The organism is Kitasatospora sp. NPDC088346 (assembly GCF_044740765.1).
Lineage (GTDB): Bacteria > Actinomycetota > Actinomycetes > Streptomycetales > Streptomycetaceae > Kitasatospora.
This window is the reverse complement of the sequence record NZ_JBIURH010000009.1, coordinates 162,847-178,238: the sequence shown is the minus strand read 5'-3', so window position 1 is coordinate 178,238 and position 15,392 is coordinate 162,847. Positions and strand designations below refer to the sequence as shown.

At 74.7% G+C, this 15,392-nt stretch carries 16 protein-coding genes; 12 read left to right on the top strand and 4 right to left on the bottom strand.

Annotated features, from left to right (window positions below):
- Positions 1-84: 84 nt before the first annotated feature.
- The gene (locus tag ACIOFR_RS15385; RefSeq protein ID WP_400996799.1) at positions 85-780 is read right to left on the bottom strand and encodes an alpha/beta fold hydrolase; all 696 of its coding nucleotides are present in this window, start codon (positions 778-780) and stop codon (positions 85-87) included.
- A gap of 525 nt (positions 781-1,305) precedes the next feature.
- On the opposite strand from ACIOFR_RS15385, the gene ACIOFR_RS15380 reads away from it, so the two are divergent.
- The 8 genes from ACIOFR_RS15380 to ACIOFR_RS15345 are packed head-to-tail and all read left to right on the top strand — an operon-like array spanning position 1,306 to position 8,770.
- Entirely contained in the window at positions 1,306-2,256 is a 951-nt protein-coding gene (locus ACIOFR_RS15380) for a SagB/ThcOx family dehydrogenase (protein ID WP_400996797.1), read from the top strand.
- Positions 2,257-2,259: 3 nt separating this feature from the next.
- A complete protein-coding gene (locus ACIOFR_RS15375; RefSeq protein ID WP_400996794.1) occupies positions 2,260-3,348 on the top strand; it encodes a hypothetical protein in 1,089 nt (362 codons plus the stop codon).
- A complete protein-coding gene (locus ACIOFR_RS15370) occupies positions 3,345-4,709 on the top strand; it encodes a YcaO-like family protein (RefSeq protein ID WP_400996792.1) in 1,365 nt (454 codons plus the stop codon). Before ACIOFR_RS15375 ends, ACIOFR_RS15370 begins: the two co-directional genes overlap by 4 nt.
- A complete protein-coding gene (locus ACIOFR_RS15365) occupies positions 4,684-5,445 on the top strand; it encodes a type II CAAX prenyl endopeptidase Rce1 family protein (RefSeq protein WP_400996789.1) in 762 nt (253 codons plus the stop codon). Before ACIOFR_RS15370 ends, ACIOFR_RS15365 begins: the two co-directional genes overlap by 26 nt.
- Positions 5,442-6,203, top strand: coding sequence for a type II CAAX prenyl endopeptidase Rce1 family protein (locus tag ACIOFR_RS15360; RefSeq protein WP_400996786.1), 762 nt, complete (start codon positions 5,442-5,444; stop codon positions 6,201-6,203). The genes ACIOFR_RS15365 and ACIOFR_RS15360 overlap by 4 nt, the downstream gene beginning before the upstream one ends.
- Positions 6,200-7,192 (top strand): ABC transporter ATP-binding protein, encoded by a 993-nt coding sequence (locus ACIOFR_RS15355; RefSeq protein ID WP_400996784.1) that lies wholly within the window; start codon positions 6,200-6,202, stop codon positions 7,190-7,192. Before ACIOFR_RS15360 ends, ACIOFR_RS15355 begins: the two co-directional genes overlap by 4 nt.
- Position 7,193: 1 nt before the next feature.
- Complete coding sequence (locus ACIOFR_RS15350; RefSeq protein ID WP_400996782.1) at positions 7,194-7,943, top strand: ABC transporter permease; 750 nt, start codon at positions 7,194-7,196, stop codon at positions 7,941-7,943.
- Positions 7,934-8,770, top strand: coding sequence for a class I SAM-dependent methyltransferase (locus ACIOFR_RS15345; protein ID WP_400996780.1), 837 nt, complete (start codon positions 7,934-7,936; stop codon positions 8,768-8,770). Before ACIOFR_RS15350 ends, ACIOFR_RS15345 begins: the two co-directional genes overlap by 10 nt.
- Before the next feature lie 71 nt (positions 8,771-8,841).
- Here the strand turns inward: ACIOFR_RS15345 and ACIOFR_RS15340 are convergent, their stop codons facing one another.
- Together ACIOFR_RS15340 and ACIOFR_RS15335 are read right to left on the bottom strand one after the other, a co-directional pair.
- On the bottom strand, positions 8,842-9,618 hold the full coding sequence (locus tag ACIOFR_RS15340; RefSeq protein WP_400996778.1) for a hypothetical protein: 777 nt from the start codon (positions 9,616-9,618) through the stop codon (positions 8,842-8,844).
- Positions 9,615-10,235 (bottom strand): RNA polymerase sigma factor, encoded by a 621-nt coding sequence (locus ACIOFR_RS15335; protein WP_400996775.1) that lies wholly within the window; start codon positions 10,233-10,235, stop codon positions 9,615-9,617. The genes ACIOFR_RS15340 and ACIOFR_RS15335 overlap by 4 nt, the downstream gene beginning before the upstream one ends.
- A 257-nt stretch (positions 10,236-10,492) precedes the next feature.
- On the opposite strand from ACIOFR_RS15335, the gene ACIOFR_RS15330 reads away from it, so the two are divergent.
- Entirely contained in the window at positions 10,493-11,305 is an 813-nt protein-coding gene (locus tag ACIOFR_RS15330; RefSeq protein WP_400996773.1) for an SAM-dependent methyltransferase, read from the top strand.
- 3 nt (positions 11,306-11,308) lie between these two features.
- On the opposite strand, the gene ACIOFR_RS15325 is transcribed toward ACIOFR_RS15330, so the two are convergent.
- Positions 11,309-12,052: an alpha/beta hydrolase gene (locus ACIOFR_RS15325; protein ID WP_400996770.1), complete on the bottom strand. Its 744-nt coding sequence runs from the start codon at positions 12,050-12,052 to the stop codon at positions 11,309-11,311.
- Between the two features lie 153 nt (positions 12,053-12,205).
- Between ACIOFR_RS15325 and ACIOFR_RS15320 the strand changes: the two genes are divergently transcribed.
- From ACIOFR_RS15320 to ACIOFR_RS15310, 3 genes are all read left to right on the top strand, one after another.
- Positions 12,206-13,048 (top strand): S-methyl-5'-thioadenosine phosphorylase, encoded by an 843-nt coding sequence (locus ACIOFR_RS15320; RefSeq protein WP_400996768.1) that lies wholly within the window; start codon positions 12,206-12,208, stop codon positions 13,046-13,048.
- 119 nt (positions 13,049-13,167) lie between these two features.
- Positions 13,168-13,878 carry a response regulator transcription factor gene (locus ACIOFR_RS15315; protein WP_400996766.1) on the top strand — a complete coding sequence of 237 codons (711 nt, stop codon included), beginning with the start codon at positions 13,168-13,170 and terminating at the stop codon, positions 13,876-13,878.
- Positions 13,875-15,278, top strand: coding sequence for an ATP-binding protein (locus tag ACIOFR_RS15310; protein WP_400996764.1), 1,404 nt, complete (start codon positions 13,875-13,877; stop codon positions 15,276-15,278). Before ACIOFR_RS15315 ends, ACIOFR_RS15310 begins: the two co-directional genes overlap by 4 nt.
- The last annotated feature ends 114 nt before the right edge of the window (positions 15,279-15,392 follow it).

Sequence of the window (15,392 nt, the reverse complement as noted above, 5' to 3'; positions counted from 1 at the left end):
GCCAAGCGGGGCGGACCGGGTGAATCCCCGAGACCGGTGTTGACGGGCACCCCCGCGGTACCCCCCGCGGCCCCCGCCGCGCGGTCAGAGGCCCAGCACCAGGTCCCGGACGGCGTCGGGCCGGGACAGGAACGGGTGGTGGCCGGCGTCCAGCTCGACGACGTGGCCGGCCCGGCGGGCGAACTCGCGCTGCCGCGCCGCCGGGGTGCCGCGGTCCCGGGCGCAGACGAGGTACGTCGAGGGCAGCCGCTGCCAGGCGGCCGCCCCGACCGGCTGCCCCGTCACCCGCACGCTCTGCCGGGCCAGGTGGTCCGCCGCCTGCAGCCGGACCTCGGCGGCGCAGTCCTGAAGGAAGGTGTCCACGAGCAGCTCGGGACGGACCCCGAAGGTGCCCGCCCCGGGGTCGACGTCGAGGAACGGGGCCGGGGTGCCGTCCCCGAAGTCCGACAGGCTCTGCCCGACCTCGGGCAGGTAGCTGGAGACCAGCAGCAGGTGACGGACCGACCCGACACCCGCGGCGGCCTCCGCGGTGACGATGCCGCCGTAGCTGTGGGCGACCACGACGGTCGGCTCGTCGCCGTCCAGCAGCACCCGCCGCACCGCGGCGACGTCCTCGGGCAGCCCCGGCCCGCCGGTGCCGCCGGGCCGGCCCGCCTCGCCACAGCTCGGCAGCGCCGGGGCCACGCTCGCCACCCCCCGCTCCCGCAGCAGCCCGGCGGTGCGGTGCCACCACCACGACCCGTCCCGCACGCACGCCCCGTGCACGAACACGACCCTCATCGCCACCTCCGCACGGCCCTCGACGGGCTACTCGCCCATGGTGCCGCACCGCACCCCCGCCGCACCGCCGAGCGACACGCGGACACCTGCTCCGCACCGGGACCGGCCGGGAACGATCCTCCCCGGTCAATAGGTAACACCTAGTCAACTCGGCTCTACCAGGGGGTAATTGAATCCCCGCACACCCGTTCCCCCGCCGCTGTGACGGCTGCTACGTTTTGAGCCGGCCAGCCGGCCGGATCCTCCTCCTCCACACCCTCGACGGGAGGTGAGGGAAAGATGTTGAGCTTCTCCAGCCAGGTCGGCAGCACCGCGACCGGCGGCGCGTTCGTCCAGGTGGCTCCGGGAGCCAGCACCACCTGTGGCGGCGGAAACTGCTGCTGCAGCTCGTGCTGCAGCTGGTAGTCGCACCAGGTCGGGCGGGGTCGCCCGACCCCGCCCGATGCCCGATGCCCGATGCCCGATGCCCGACCAACCGTGCAACCCGCCCTCGCGTGCGCCACCCCCGCCGAGCGAAAGGCCGAGATGTCACTGAAGGACTCGCAGGAAGCCGTCTCCGACCACCTGAGCCGCAACAGCCACCTGGCGACGGTGGCGGCCTTCGGCCAGCAGCACACCTCCGTGTCGATGTACAGCGCGACGACGGTGGTGCGGGCGCCCGAGTCGGTGGTGCGCGGCCGGTGGAATCCGGCCGTGCACGGTTTCGTGGGTGAGGAACTGCTGCTCAACCACCGCCGCAGCGGCCGGGACCTGGGGATGCAGCTGGGAGTGTCGAGGTTCTACGGCCACGACGCCGTCCTGTCCAGCGCGCACAACGACCTCCAGGAGCGGGTGGACGGGGCGATCGCCCTGCCCGTGCACCGAAGACTGCGCAGCGGCCTGACGGACACGGTCGCCACGCGGCGCAGCGGACGGCAGTTCTCGGGCCGGCCGGCCTCGCTCGTGGAGCTCGCCACGGTGCTGTGGCACGCCCAGGGGATCTCGGGCAGCCTGCCCGTGCCGACAGCCCAGGACGGCGACGCCGCGGTGGCGCTGCGCAACTCGCCCTCCGGGGGCGGGCTCTACCCGGTCCGGCTGGCGGTGCTGGCCCAGCACGTGAAGGGGCTGGCCCCCGGCGCGTACGAGTACCAGCCGCACAGTCACACCCTCTTCCCGTACCGGCCGGACCCGCAGCCGGTCGACCTGAGCCGGCAGCTGTGGACGGCGGACGTGGAGCTCGACAAGGTCGCCTTCGCCCTGGTCTACGTCTACGAGCTGTACGCCAACTCGCAGAAGTACGGCGACAGCGGGCTGGTGTTCGCGCTGATCGAGGTCGGCGGGATCTCGCAGAACGTGCACCTGGCCCGGACCTCGCTCGGCATGATCGGCTGCGACCAGGGCGGCTACGACAAGCAGACCCTGGAGAAGACCCTCGGCTGCGACGGCACGTCGCGCCACGTGGTGCACCTGACGCTCCTCGGACACGGAGAGGCCTGAGCCATGACCCTCGCACCCTCCGATCCGGGAGTGGTCCTCGCGACCTCGGTCCGCCTCCTCGCCGTCGAGCCGGGGGTCGTCCGGCTGCGCTGGGGGATCTGGAACTTCTCCGAGGTGAACGTCGACCTGCGGGCCGAGTCGCCCGCCGTCCGGGCCGCGATGACCGCCCTGTTCGAGACGCTGGCGGCCGGCAAGCCGGCCGACGGGACGTTCGCGGACGCGGCCGACCTGACCCCCGTCGAGCGGGCCAACCTGCAACTGGCCGTCAACGAGCTGCGGCAGGCCGGGTTCCTCGCCCTCGACCGGCCGTCCGCGCGCGGCGGGGAGATGGCCCGGGCCCTGCTCGGCAACCTGGACCTGTACGGCGCCGGCGAGTCCGCCGAGGCGACGGTCGCCTTCGCGGCCGACTCGCCCAGCGCCGCCGCCTACGTCAGCGGCCAGGCGCAGAGCCTGGGCCTGCCGCTGGAGCTCCTGCCGGCCGACTTCCTGGACGGGCTGCGCGGCGCCGACCTGACCTCCGGCATGGGCGGCCTGCCGGCGGCGGACGCGATGAAGCGGCTGAGCGCCGCCGTGGAGCACTGCGACTCGCTGGTCGTCCACCTCGGGCAGGGCTCGGTCCTGGCACTGCGCAATCTCAACCGGCTCGCCTGCCACCTGGAGAAGCCGGTGGTGGTCGGCCTGGTGGACGGCCCGTTCGCCACCGTCGTCGGCGCCGACAGCCCGCGCACCGGCTGCCTGGAGTGCTTCGAACAGCGCTCGCTGGCCCGGCTGGAGGACCACATCGGCTACCACGCCTTCGTCGGGGCCACCGCCGCCGGCGGCACCGGGCGGGCGAACGGCGTGGAGTCGCTGCTCTGCGCCCACCTGGTCAACGAGGCGGTGCTGCTGCGCTCGCTCGGCACCTCGCGCTTCCTCGGCCGGGCCCTGAGCATCTACCTGCCGACGTACGAGATCCAGGCACAGGACGTGCTGCGGATCGGGACCTGTCCGGCCTGCGGCCACGTCGCCCGGGACATCGTGCGGGAGATCAACTTCTCCAGCCGGGTCGTCGTCGACCGGCACGTGCGCGACGCGCTCGGAGGGGGCCGATGAGCGGCATCCCGCTCCTGGGCCACCCCGGGATGGCCGACGCGCTCGCCCGGTACGGCCGGATCGGCGGCAACCAGGGCGGCATCCTGCCCGGCATGCTGGTGTCGGTCGCCGCGGTCGAGGGCGAGCCCTACCTGCGCTCGGCCACCGCGGCGATGCCGCAGTACCACCGCCTGGCGCTCGACGACCCGCACATGCAGATGCAGTACCACCTGGCCGGCTACGGTGCGACCAACGAGGAGGCGCTGACCCGGCTCACCGGCGAGGCGGTGGAACGCTACGCGGCGATCATGGCGATGCCGCTGTTCGCCGACCGGATCGAGTACGCCTCCTACCGCACCCTGTCCTCGCGCCACCGCTGCCTGCCGCTGGAGCTGCTGGGCATCTTCGACGGCGAGCAGCAGCGTCGGATCGCCCGGATGATGCACCGCTACTCGCCGGAGCCGCCGACCGAGGACGACGTGATCGCGTGGATCGCCTGCCCGTCGCTCACCCGCCCGGGGGAGGAGGTCTACCTGCCGGCGCAACTGGTCTTCCTCGGCTTCCGCAGCGACGGCGGGGCGGGCGACCGGATGTTCACCCCGTCCTTCTCGACCGGGACGGCGGCCCACGTGTCGCTCGACAGGGCGCTGCTCGGCGCCCTCGTGGAGGCCGTGCAGATCGACGCGTTCATCCTCAACTGGTACACCGACGCCAAGGCGCCGCTCGTCGACCTGGACGCGGACGGCCGCGAACTCCTCGCGGCGGCCGGCCTCCCGCCCGACGGCCCGTACGAGGTCCGGGCGAGCCTGCTGACCCGGCCGGAGCTGCCGCTGCCGAACATCGGGGTGACCCTGGTGCGCCGGGACGGGAAGCTGCCGTACATCGCGTTCGGGCTCCAGGCCGACCCCGATCCGCGGCGGGCCCTGCTGCGCGGAGCGGCCGAGGCGACCGCGATCCTCGGCATCGGCATGTTCAGCACGGTCTTCGACCTGCCCAACGTGCACTTCGCGCAGAACGGTTCGGCGTACACGGACCTGGACACCAACGTGCTCTGGTTCGCCGCCCCCGGGGAGGCCGGGCGCAAGCTCGCCGCGGTGGAGAGCCGCGTGCACGGACGGGTCGGGTTCGCCGGAATCCCGGGTTACGCGGACGACGACACGGCGGCGATCCACCGGCTGCTGGCGGACCTGGGGGGCGTCAGCGAGTTCGCGGGCTACCTGGACTTCACCCCGCCGGAGCTGGCCGACACCCCCTGGCGGGTGGTGCGGGTGGTCGTCCCGGAGCTGCTCAGCATGTGCCTGCCCGGCTTCCCGCCCAAGGGCCACCCGCGGATGCTGAGCCATGGGGGCGTGACCCATGTGGTCCCACACCCGCTCCCTTGAGCTGCTGGTGCTGGTGGCCACCGTCGCGCCCGCCGAACTGATCCGCGTCGCGACGGCGTTCGGCCCGGCGGCCCGTGCGGGCGCGAGTACCGGAGCGGGCGTGGGTCCGGGTGCCGGAGCAGGCGCGGACCGGGGACGGGCGGCGCGGTGGGGGACGCTGGGCGCCCCCGCCGCGTACCTGGCGGTGACCGCGCTCGCCGTCGCCGTCGCGGCCGACGGCGGCTTCGTCCCGGACACGCTGACCGGCTGGCGGGCCGGCGCGCCCTGGCTGGCGGCGGCGGTGGTGGTCGGCGTCGCGCTGGTCGGTGCGGAGTTCGCGGTCGGCGCGGTGCCCCGGCTGCTGGACGGCACCGGCCTGCCGCGGCTCGCCGTGCACCGTGGCGCGGGCCCGGCCGGCGGCGGCTACGCGGCCGCCGTCCTGGTCACCGCGGCCGTGGAGGAAGTGCTGTACCGGGGCCTGTGGATCGGGGTCCTGCACGAGCGGCTGCGCCTGCCGGTCGCCGTCGCGGTCGGGGCGGCCGCCGTGGCGTACGCGGTCGGCCACCTGTTCTTCGGCGGCCTCGCGGTGGTGCAGAAGGCGGTGTCCGGGACGGTCTTCGGCCTGCTCGCGGTGGTGTCGGGCAGCCTCGCGGTGCCACTGGCGGCCCACCTCGCCCAGAACGGTGCGGTCGTCGCGCTGGCGCTCCGTCAGGAACGCGGCGGGCGCGCGACCGGCCGGCGGGCGGCGGCCGGATGAGCGTGCCCGCCTTCGCCGCGCTCAGCACCGCCGTCGTCGCCGGATGGCTGGCGCTGTACCGGCTGCCGTTCAACGACCCGGCGCGCCGCCGGCGGACGGCCCTGTGGCTCGCCGGCCGGACGGGCCTGCGCCCGGAGGCGGCCTTCGCGGTGTTCGGCACGGCGGTGTACCTGGTGCTGGGTGCCCTGGCCCTGACGGCGCTGCTGGCCGCCACACCGCTCGCGTTCCACCGGCTGTTCGCCCCGCCCGCGCCCGGGACGGCGCTCGCCCTGCTGCTGGCGGTGTTCGGCACCTCCAGCGCCAACATCCTGTGCGTGTCGCTGCTCTACCGGGCCGACCCGCGGGTGGACGTCCCCGGCGAGATCGCCCACATCCAGTGGATCGCCTCGATCCTCGCCCTGCCCCGGCACTACCGGTGGATCGTCCCGGCAGCCGCGGCACTCTTCGAGGAGGTGCTCTTCCGGGGCGTGGTCCTGCTGGGGCTCGGGGCGCTGGGCGGCGGCCCGGTCCTCGCCCTGGCCCTCAGCACCGGCCTGTTCGCGGCCGGGCAGGTCGCCCTGGTCTCCACCCGGGTGCAGGCGTACGTGCTGGGCGCCTCCAGCCTCACCCTCGGCGTGGTCGGCGGACTCCTCACCACCGCCACCGGCGGCGTGCTGCCCGCCCTGGTGCTGCACATGTCGTTCGCCGGCTTCTACACCAACCTCAGCGCCGCCTCCGCCCCCGGAGCGCGCACGACCTCCGGGAGGCTCAGCCTGTGACCACCAACCAGCCGTCCGCGGGCCCGGCGACGACGGAGCCGGAGTCCGATCCCGAGGCGGTGGTGCGCGTCGACCGGCTGACCGTCGCCTACGGCTCCTTCACCGCCGTCCGCGACGTCTCGTTCCGGATCCCTCCCGGGGAGGTGTTCGGGCTGGTCGGACCGAACGGCGCGGGCAAGACCTCCATCGTCGAGGCGGTGGGCGGCCTGCGGCCGGCCCGCAGCGGCACGATCGCCGTCTGCGGCCACGACCCCCGCCGCGACCGCGGCACGGTCACCCGCCTGGTCGGCATGCAGCTCCAGGAGTCGCAGTTCCCCAGCCGGGCCCGGGTCGGCGAACTGTGCGACCTGTACGAGGCGATCTACCGGGCACCCGGCTCCTCGGCCGCGCTGCTGGAGACCTTCGGCCTCGCCGACCGCCGCCGCAGCCAGGTCGCCGACCTCTCCGGAGGCCTGCGCCAGCGCCTCGCCCTGGCCCTGGCCCAGATCGGCGACGTCCGCCTGGTCGTCCTCGACGAGCTCACCACCGGCCTCGACCCGCACCAGCGCCGGGAGACCTGGCGCTCGGTGCTCGACCTGGCCGCCCGCGGCGTCGCGGTGCTGCTCACCTCGCACGCGATGGACGAGGTCGAGGCGCTGTGCGGCCGGGTCGGCGTGCTGCGGGCCGGGGAGATCGTCGCCCTCGACGCACCGGCACGGCTGACCGAGGCGCACGCGGGTCCGTCCACCTTCACGGTCGACCTCCCGGCCCCGGGCGGCGACCGGACCGCCGGCATCGAGGAACGGCTCGACGGCCTCGGCCTGACCCGGCTGCCCGGCGGGCCCGGCCGGCTGGAGCTCGCCGGGACCTTCCCCGCCGACTACGACCGCATCGTGCGCCTGGTCGCCGACGCCGGGCTCCCGCCGTCGGCGGTCGGCCGCCGCACCCCGACCTTCGAGGACGCCTATCTGCGGCTGGTCGGCGAAACCACCGAAACACCGGAGGCCTGAGATGGCGACGCTGTGGACGATCGTCCGGTTCGAGTGGCGGCGGATGATGCGGAACTTCGCCCCGGTGTTCTTCGCGCTCGCCTTCCCCGTGCTGATGCTCTGCATGTTCGGCGGGATCTACGGCAACGAGCCGTCCGAGAAGTTCGACGGCCGCGGGACGGTGGACATGTCGGTGCCCGCCTACCTGGTCCTGGTGGTCGCCGTGACCGGGCTGATGAGCTTTCCGCTCGGCCTCGCCGAGTACCGTGACCGCAAGGTGCTCAAGCGCTTCCGGGCGACGCCCGTCGACGCGTCCGCCTTCCTGGTCGCGCAGGGGCTGGTCAACATCGTGCTGAGCCTGCTCGGCGCCCTGTTGCTGGTGGCCGCCGGCTACCTCTTCTTCGACCTCCACCTGCCGTCCTCCGGCGCCGCGGCCGCCGCGACGGCCGGCGCGCTGCTGCTGGCGGCCCTCGCGATGTACGCGCTGGGGGGCGTGGTGGCCGCGGTCGCGCGTTCCGAGCGGGCGGCGGTGGCCATCGCCAACCTGGTCTACTTCCCGATGATCTTCCTCTCCGGGGCGACCGTCCCGCTGCAGATCTTCCCGCCGGCGATGAAGACCGTCAGCGACGCGCTGCCCGCGACCTACGCGGTCGAACTGCTCCAGCACGCCTGGCTGGACGGCACCGCCGACACCGCCCTCGACCTCGGCGTGCTCGCCGCCGTGGTCGTCCTCGGGACGGCCGTCGCGGTACGACTCTTCCGGTGGGAGTAGCGGTGCCGGCCGCCCACCCGCCGCTCGCCGGGCAGGTCCCCGCCACCGCCTTCCTCACCGCGCTCGCCCGGGCCGGTGCGACGGCCGTGCCGGACGGCGCCCTGCACGACCCGTACGCGGACCGCTTCGCCCGCCTCTGCCCGGACTCCGTCCGGCGCATCACCCGGCACACCGTCGGCCTGCCGGTCGTCGTCGCCCGCACCCTCGCCGTCGACCGCCTGCTGTCCGACCTGTTCGCGGCCGAGCCCTGGGAGGTCTGCGTCAACCTCGGCGCCGGCTTCGACGCCCGGACCCACCGCCTCGACTGGCCCGGCACCTGCCGGGTGATCGAGATCGACTGCGCCCCCGTCATCGGGCTCAAGGACCGCCTGCTGCCCGCAGCGACCGCGTCCGTCCCGATGGAACGGCTGTGCTGCGACCTCCGAGACCTCACCGCCCTCGCCCGGCTCCTGCGGCCCCGCACCGCGGGCCGCCGGACCCTGCTGCTGGCCGAGGGCCTGCTCGGCTACCTCACCCCGAGCGAAGTCCGCCTGCTGTGCGCCGAGTTGGCCTGGGCGGTCGGCGCCGAGGGCGGGTGGATCTGCGACGTCCTGTCCGACACCTCCGCCCGGGCCCTGACCGCCGCTTCCCGAGCCGCCGGGACGAGCCTGCCCATGTACGGCCTCACCGACCTCGGCCCGTTCGAGACCGCCGGCTGGCGCTGCGAGCGCCTCGAACTCCTCCCCACCGCCCAGCCGTCCACCCGGCCGGGTGCCACGGGCCGCCAACTGCCCGACAGCGTCCTGCAGCTGAGGCGGAGCCGGCCGGCCGACCCGCCGGCGGCCTGAGCCACCGGCGGCCTGAGCACGCCCCGGGCCGCGCCGCCCCGACGCCGGGTTCCCGCGGCGCACCGGGCGGTTCAGGCGTCGCCCGGCCCGGGGAGCTCCTGGGCGCGTTCCTCGGTGCGTTCCTCGGTGCGTTCCTCGGCGCGCTCCTGGGCGCGTTCTTCGGTGAGCTCCGAGGCGAGCGTGGCGGAGGGCTGCGGGATCTCGCCGAAGTCGGTGTCCGGACACTCCACGGGGAGACGGTTGATGGCGGCTTCGAGGCGGGGCGGCAGGACCAGTCGCAGTCCGCTGTGGCACTGCTTGATCAGGTCGTGCTGGACCTCCAGCGGCAGCAGCGACTCCCGGGAGCCGCTCGCGGAGCGCCGGTGCAGGTGGGCGGTGAGCCGGCGGCCCTCGGCGCGCCAGTGCTCGGCGTCCCGGAACTCCGCGCGCCGCCGGTGGGCCAGGAAGAGGCAGAAGGCGGCGTTCCGGCTGCCGCCGCCGGCCGCGAACTGCCACCAGAAGCAGGCGGCGTCGCGGTACCCGGCCAGGTGCAGCAGCGCGCCGAACACCAGGGCGCCGGCCGGGTCCACGTCCTCGCCGTCGCCGAGCCGCCGCAGCCCGGCCGCGGCCTGGGGCGCGGTGACGACCAGGGTGACGGCCAGGTCGAGGTCGTGGGCGGCCCGGTCGGTGCCGGCCGGGAACCGGTGGCCGGGGGAGGACGACCGCGGGGCCCGGTGGGCCCGCGGCAGGGCGGCGATCCGCTGACGCGCGGCCGCGCCGTCGTAGTCCTCGTACTCGTCGGCGAGGATCTCGGCGTCGCCGAGCAGCCCTTCGACGGACGGGTGTTGGTGGGCGCGGTGCACGGTCACCCTTCCGGTTCGGGATGTCTGGGCAGGTTCAGCCGCTTCGCGAGCCGCCGTTTGGCGTGCCGCACGTGCGAGCGCACGGTGGCCTCCTCGATGCCCAGGTACTGGGCCACCTCGCGGTCCGAGCGGCCGAGGACGAAGCGCACCACGACCACGTCGTACTGGCGGTCCGGCAGTTCGGCGATCGCCGCGTACAGGCCGAGCTCGCTCTCGATCACGGCGAACTCGTCGCGCAGCTCGTGCACCAGCAGCTTGCGGACGGCCGCCTGGAAGGCCGCGGTGCCGACCATGGCCGGCTGCCGGCCGTGCCGTTCGAGCCAGTCGTGGACGTGTTCCTTCAGGACGGTCCAGGCGTAGCCGGGCACCGACTCCTGGGCGAGCACGTGGTCCCAGTTGCGCAGCAGGTCGGCGCAGGCGTCCTCGACCACGGTGCGGGCGGCGTCGCGCCGGCCGACATGGGTGTGGGCGTAGCGGAGCCAGAGTTTGTGGTGGTACTCGTGAAAGGCGTCGAAGGTCACCGGGGTCCGCCGGGCGGCGGGGCGGTGGTGCGACCGCGGTAAGGACGGCCGGGGCGGGGACAGCGTCTCGCTGCCCGGGAGATCGGTGGGCGGATGTCCCATCGGGCTTTCCTGTCAGGGCTGTTCGGGGCTCGTCCGCGCGCCGGGGGACGCGGCGGTGGTGACACAGGTGTTCTCTCTGTGGTCAGCCAACCGGATTCGTGGCCCCGATGTGCAGCGGCCCCGGAAGTTTTCTGCCACAGGGCAATAGTATGACTACGCTCCGCTCCGTTCGGGTGCCCGGCACCGGGGGAGGGACGGGAGCACCGGGCCCGCCGGCACCTCCGGCGGCCCGTCGGACAGCTGCGAGGGGGCAGACGATGGCAGATGCGGACGGCGTGGTCGATCTGGAGCTCGACCGGGCCCACTCGGCCCGGATGTACGACTACTTCCTGGGCGGCAAGACCAACTTCCCCGCGGACCGGGAGGCCGCCGCGCAGGCGATCACGGCCTTCCCGTCCGCCTCGACCGCGGCCCGGATCAACCGCCGGTTCATGCACCGCTCCACCCGCCTGCTGGCCCGGGCCGGCCTCGCCCAGTTCCTCGACGTCGGAACGGGCATCCCGACCTCGCCCAACCTGCACGAGGTGGTCCAGGGCGAACGCCCCGAGGCGCGGGTGGTCTACACGGACAACGACCCCATCGTGCTGGCCCACGCCCGGGCCCTGCTGCAGAGCCATCCCCTCGGTCGGACCGCCTACGTCCAGTCCGACGTGACGGACCCGGTGTCGCTGCTCAAGGCGTCCGAGCTGCTCGACACCCTGGACCTGGACCGCCCGGTCGCGCTCAGCCTGAACGCGCTGCTGCACTTCGTCCCCGACGAGCGCGGCGCCCACGAGATCGTCGAGCACCTCAAGTCGGCCCTGCCGTCGGGCAGTACGCTGGCCATCTCGCACGCCACCCCGGACTTCGACCCGGCCGGCATCGCCCGGGTCGTCGACACCTACCGGGCCGCCGGCACCACCGTCCAGGCCCGTACCCGCGCGGAGATCGCCCGGTTCTTCGACGGCTGGGAGCTGCTGGACCCGGGCATCGTGCCGACCCACCGGTGGCAGCCGGACGACGACGAACGGTCCGCGGGCGCGACGGACGTCGAGGCCTCCTGCTACGCCGGGGTCGCCCGCAAGCCGTGACCGTCAGCGGTGGCCGGCCGCCGCCAGGGGCAGTTGCAGCCCGCCCTCCAGCGGCGAGCGCAGTGCGAGCGCGGCGGCCACCTCCGCCGGCAGCACGTCCAGGCCCAGCAGCCCGGCGGTGAGCCGGGCCGCCGCCCGGTGCCAGTCGCCGGCCCGGCGCAGCAGGGTGTGCCCGCTGCCCTCGACCCGGTAGCCGGCCACCTGGGCGCCGGCCGCGCGGGCCCGGCCGGCGAAGAGCAGGGTGTCGGCGGGGGCGGTCACCCGGTCGCGGTCGCCGTGCAGCATCAGCAGCCGACGGTCCGCGAGGTGCTCGCAGGGCTCGTCCTCGGGGCACCAGGGCGCCAGCGCCACCACGCCGGTCACGCACGGGTGGCCGGCCGCCCGCAGCGCCGCCCGGCCGCCCATCGAGTGGCCGATCAGCACGGTCGGCACCGGTCCGAGTTCCTCGGCGAGGTCGGAGAGCGCGGCCAGGGTGTCCCGGGCGGCGTCCGCCCGGTCGCCGTTCCAGCCCCGGCAGCGGTAGCGGACCGTGCCGACCGCAACGCCCGCGCCGGCGGTGGCCCGCTCCACGGCGCAGGTGAACCCGCGCATCCGCAGACCCGGCAGGTTGACCGGCCCGGGCGCGCGCAGGCCGGCCACCTGGCCGCCGTGCAGCACCAGCACCGCGGCGCTCGGCGACGCGGGCCGCACCTGCCACGCCAGCGCCTGGTGCCCGCCTGCCCGTGGTACCGAACCCCGTCTGTCCACGTCGTCACTCCCGTCCGTCCGGGCTGTCACTGTACGCGGCGCCGTACGCGAACCGTAAGCTTCCCGGCCCGATTCCGGGCCCGGCGGCTCCTAGGCTGGTGGGCGGTGTCCCCGACCGGGCCGCACCGCCCACCCAGGGAAGGACGAGAGCCCATGGCCGACGCACCCTCACCAGCCCCCGTGCGCGCCGAACTCGGCGTGATCGGCGGCTCCGGACTGTACGCGCTGCTGGACGAGGTCACCGAGATCACCGTCGACACCCCGTACGGGCCGCCCAGCGACTCACTCTTCGTCGGCGAGGCGAACGGCCGCACCGTCGCCTTCCTCCCGCGCCACGGCCGCGGCCACACCCTGCCGCCGCACCGGATCAACTACCGGGCCAACCTCTGGGCGCTGCGCTCGCTGGGCGTTCGGCAGGTGCTCGGGCCGTGCGCGGTCGGCGGGCTGCGCCCCGACCACGGGCCGGGGACGCTGGTCGTGCCGGACCAGTTCGTCGACCGGACGAGCGGCCGGGTGCAGACCTACTACGACGGTGTGCCGCGGCCGGACGGCACGGTGCCCGAGGTGGTGCACGTCTCGATGGCCGACCCGTACTGCCCGGACGGCCGACGGGCGGCGCTCGCCGCGGCCCGGGCCGGTGGCTGGGAGGCGGTGGACGGCGGCACCCTGGTGGTGATCGAGGGGCCGCGGTTCTCCACCCGCGCCGAGTCCCGCTGGTACGGCGGGATGGGCTGGTCGGTGATCGGTATGACCGGCCACCCGGAGGCCGTGCTGGCCCGCGAACTCGGCCTCTGCTACACCTCGCTGGCGCTGGTCACCGATCTGGACGCGGGAGTGGAGAGCGGCGAGGGCGTCACCCACGCCGAGGTGCTGGCGGTCTTCGGCCGCAACGTCGACCGGCTCCGGACCGTCCTGTTCGCGGCGCTCGAAGGGCTCCCGGACACCCGGGACTGCGTCTGCTCGCACGCCCTGGACGGCTTCCGGACCCTCGACTGACGGTGCCGTTCTCCGGGGGCGGTGGCCGCCCCCGGAACGCCCGCCGGAGCCTTCCGGTGACGTTCGCGCTGCTGGCGAGGGCTGGGGGAGGGATCGGCCGGTCCGCTACGGTGTCGCCCATGACGTCCGTGCTCGTCGTCGAAGACGACCCGATCATCCGCTCCTACCTGCTCGACGAACTGACCGCGCACGGGCTGGTGGTGCGCACGTCCCCCGACGCCCTGGGCGGGCTGCGGGAGGTCACGCAGTGGCAGCCGGACGCGGTCGTGCTCGACCTCGGACTGCCCGACCTGGACGGTGCCGACGCGCTGCGCATGATCCGCGGCCTGTCCCAGGTGCCGGTCCTGGTGGCGACCGCGCGGTCCGACGACCGGGAGATCATCAAGCTGCTGAACGCCGGCGCCGACGACTACCTGGTCAAGCCGTTCTCCGCCGGGCAGCTGGTGGCCCGCCTCGCGGCGGTGCTGCGCCGTAGCGCCGTGCAGTCCGGGGCGGCCGGGCCCGGCACCGAGGGCGCCGCAGGCGCGGCGCCGCTGGTGGTCGGCGAGCTGCGGATCGACCCGACGGCCCGCACCGCCCAGCTCGCCGGCCGTGAACTGGCACTGACCCGGCGCGAGTTCGACCTGCTGGAGTTCCTGGCCAGGAACGCCGGGCGGGTGGTCTCCAAACGGGAGCTGCTGGCCGAGGTGTGGCGCCTGCCGTACGTGGACGAGCAGACCGTCGACGTCCACCTGTCGTGCGTGCGCCGCAAGCTCGGTGAACGGGCGTCGACGCCCCGCTACCTGCACACCGTCCGGGGTGTCGGCGTGAAGCTGGTGTCGCCGCGGTGAGGGCCACGCTCGCGATGGTCGCGCTGGTGGTCACCTCGATGGTGGCGGTCTCCTTCCTGATCCCGCTCGGCCTGCTGGTGCGCACCCAGGTGGAGACCCAGGCGACGATCGTCGCCGAACGGCGGGCGGTCGCGGTGCTGCCGGCCATGGTCCTCTCCTCCCAGCCGGGCGAACTGGCGGTCGCGGTCTCCGCGATACCCCGGGGTGAGCGGCCGTGCGTGCACCTGCCGGAGGGGCAGGTGGTCGGCGTGTCGCACGCCCCCGAGAACCTGCTGGCCCGTACGGTGACGGACCGGAAGTCCGCCGCCGGCACCGTGCCCGGCGGATGGGTCTACCTGCAGCCCGTGCTGCTGGACGGTGGCCGGGTCGCGGTGGTGGAGGAGTTCGTGCCGCACGCCGAGCTGACCCGCGGGGTCACCAAGGCCTGGACGGTGATGGGCTTGCTGGCCGTCTGCCTGGTGATCGCCTCCGTGGTCGTGGCCGACCGCCTCGGCTCCCGGATGGTCGGGGCCTCGCGCGGGCTGTCCCGCGCCTCCACCGCGCTGGGCGCCGGCGATCTGGCCGTCCGGGTGGAGCCGGCCGGCCCCACCGAACTGTACGAGGCCGGTGTGGCGTTCAACACCATGGCCGACCGGGTGAGCCAGCTGCTGGCGAGCGAACGGGAACTGGTCGCCGACCTCTCGCACCGGCTGCGGACACCGTTGATGGCGCTGACGGTCGCCTCCGAGCGGATCGGGCGGGTGCCCGGCTCGGACCAACTGGAGTCGGCTGTGGGCCAGCTGGAGTCCGAACTCGACTCGATCATCCGCGCGGCGCAGACCCCGCTGTCCACCCGGGCGGCGCAGCCCGCGCCCGGGGAGGCCGGTCCGAAGACCCTCGGGCCGACGGCCTCCTGCCGGGTCGCCGAGGTGGCCGGGCGCCGGGTCGGCTTCTGGTCGATGCTCGCCGAACAGCAGGGCCGGCCCTGCGCGTTCGCCGCCACCGACGAGCCGACCCCCGTCCAGCTGCCGGAGGACGACCTGGCCGCCGTGGTGGACGCCCTGGTCGGCAACGTCTTCCGGCACACCCCGCAGGGCACGGCCTTCGGGGTGAGCGTGCGGCGCACCGCGCAGAGCGTCGTCCTGGTGGTCGAGGACGCCGGGCCCGGCATCGCCGACCCGGACGGCGCGGTCTCGCGCGGCGCCAGCTCCGGCGGATCGACCGGCCTCGGCCTGGACATCGCGCACAGCGCCGCGAACGCCACCCGGGGCCACGTCCGGCTGGGCCGCAGCCGGCTCGGTGGAGCCCACATCGAAGTGGTGCTCGGCCTCGCCCCCGACCAGGACCGGGGCCTCGCCGCGTCCTGGGGTCACCGGCGGCGCCGGGCCCTGGAAAACCGCCGCCTGCGCCGGCAGGTCTGAGCCCGACTGGTGACGACTGACCGGTTCGGCCGGTAGTTTCCGTTATTGACGGCGTTCGGCAGGATCTCCTGGGTGGGTGGTCCCACGTTCGCCGGTGGCTGCCCGACCGACGGC

Bases quoted from the DNA above. Each gene is read 5' to 3' on its own strand.
- ACIOFR_RS15385 (WP_400996799.1), bottom strand. From the start codon at position 780: ATGAGGGTCGTGTTCGTGCACGGGGCGTGCGTGCGGGACGGGTCGTGG.
- ACIOFR_RS15380 (WP_400996797.1), top strand. From the start codon at position 1,306: ATGTCACTGAAGGACTCGCAGGAAGCCGTCTCCGACCACCTGAGCCGC.
- ACIOFR_RS15375 (WP_400996794.1), top strand. From the start codon at position 2,260: ATGACCCTCGCACCCTCCGATCCGGGAGTGGTCCTCGCGACCTCGGTC.
- ACIOFR_RS15370 (WP_400996792.1), top strand. From the start codon at position 3,345: ATGAGCGGCATCCCGCTCCTGGGCCACCCCGGGATGGCCGACGCGCTC.
- ACIOFR_RS15365 (WP_400996789.1), top strand. From the start codon at position 4,684: ATGTGGTCCCACACCCGCTCCCTTGAGCTGCTGGTGCTGGTGGCCACC.
- ACIOFR_RS15360 (WP_400996786.1), top strand. From the start codon at position 5,442: ATGAGCGTGCCCGCCTTCGCCGCGCTCAGCACCGCCGTCGTCGCCGGA.
- ACIOFR_RS15350 (WP_400996782.1), top strand. From the start codon at position 7,194: ATGGCGACGCTGTGGACGATCGTCCGGTTCGAGTGGCGGCGGATGATG.
- ACIOFR_RS15335 (WP_400996775.1), bottom strand. From the start codon at position 10,235: ATGGGACATCCGCCCACCGATCTCCCGGGCAGCGAGACGCTGTCCCCG.
- ACIOFR_RS15330 (WP_400996773.1), top strand. From the start codon at position 10,493: ATGGCAGATGCGGACGGCGTGGTCGATCTGGAGCTCGACCGGGCCCAC.
- ACIOFR_RS15320 (WP_400996768.1), top strand. From the start codon at position 12,206: ATGGCCGACGCACCCTCACCAGCCCCCGTGCGCGCCGAACTCGGCGTG.
- ACIOFR_RS15315 (WP_400996766.1), top strand. From the start codon at position 13,168: ATGACGTCCGTGCTCGTCGTCGAAGACGACCCGATCATCCGCTCCTAC.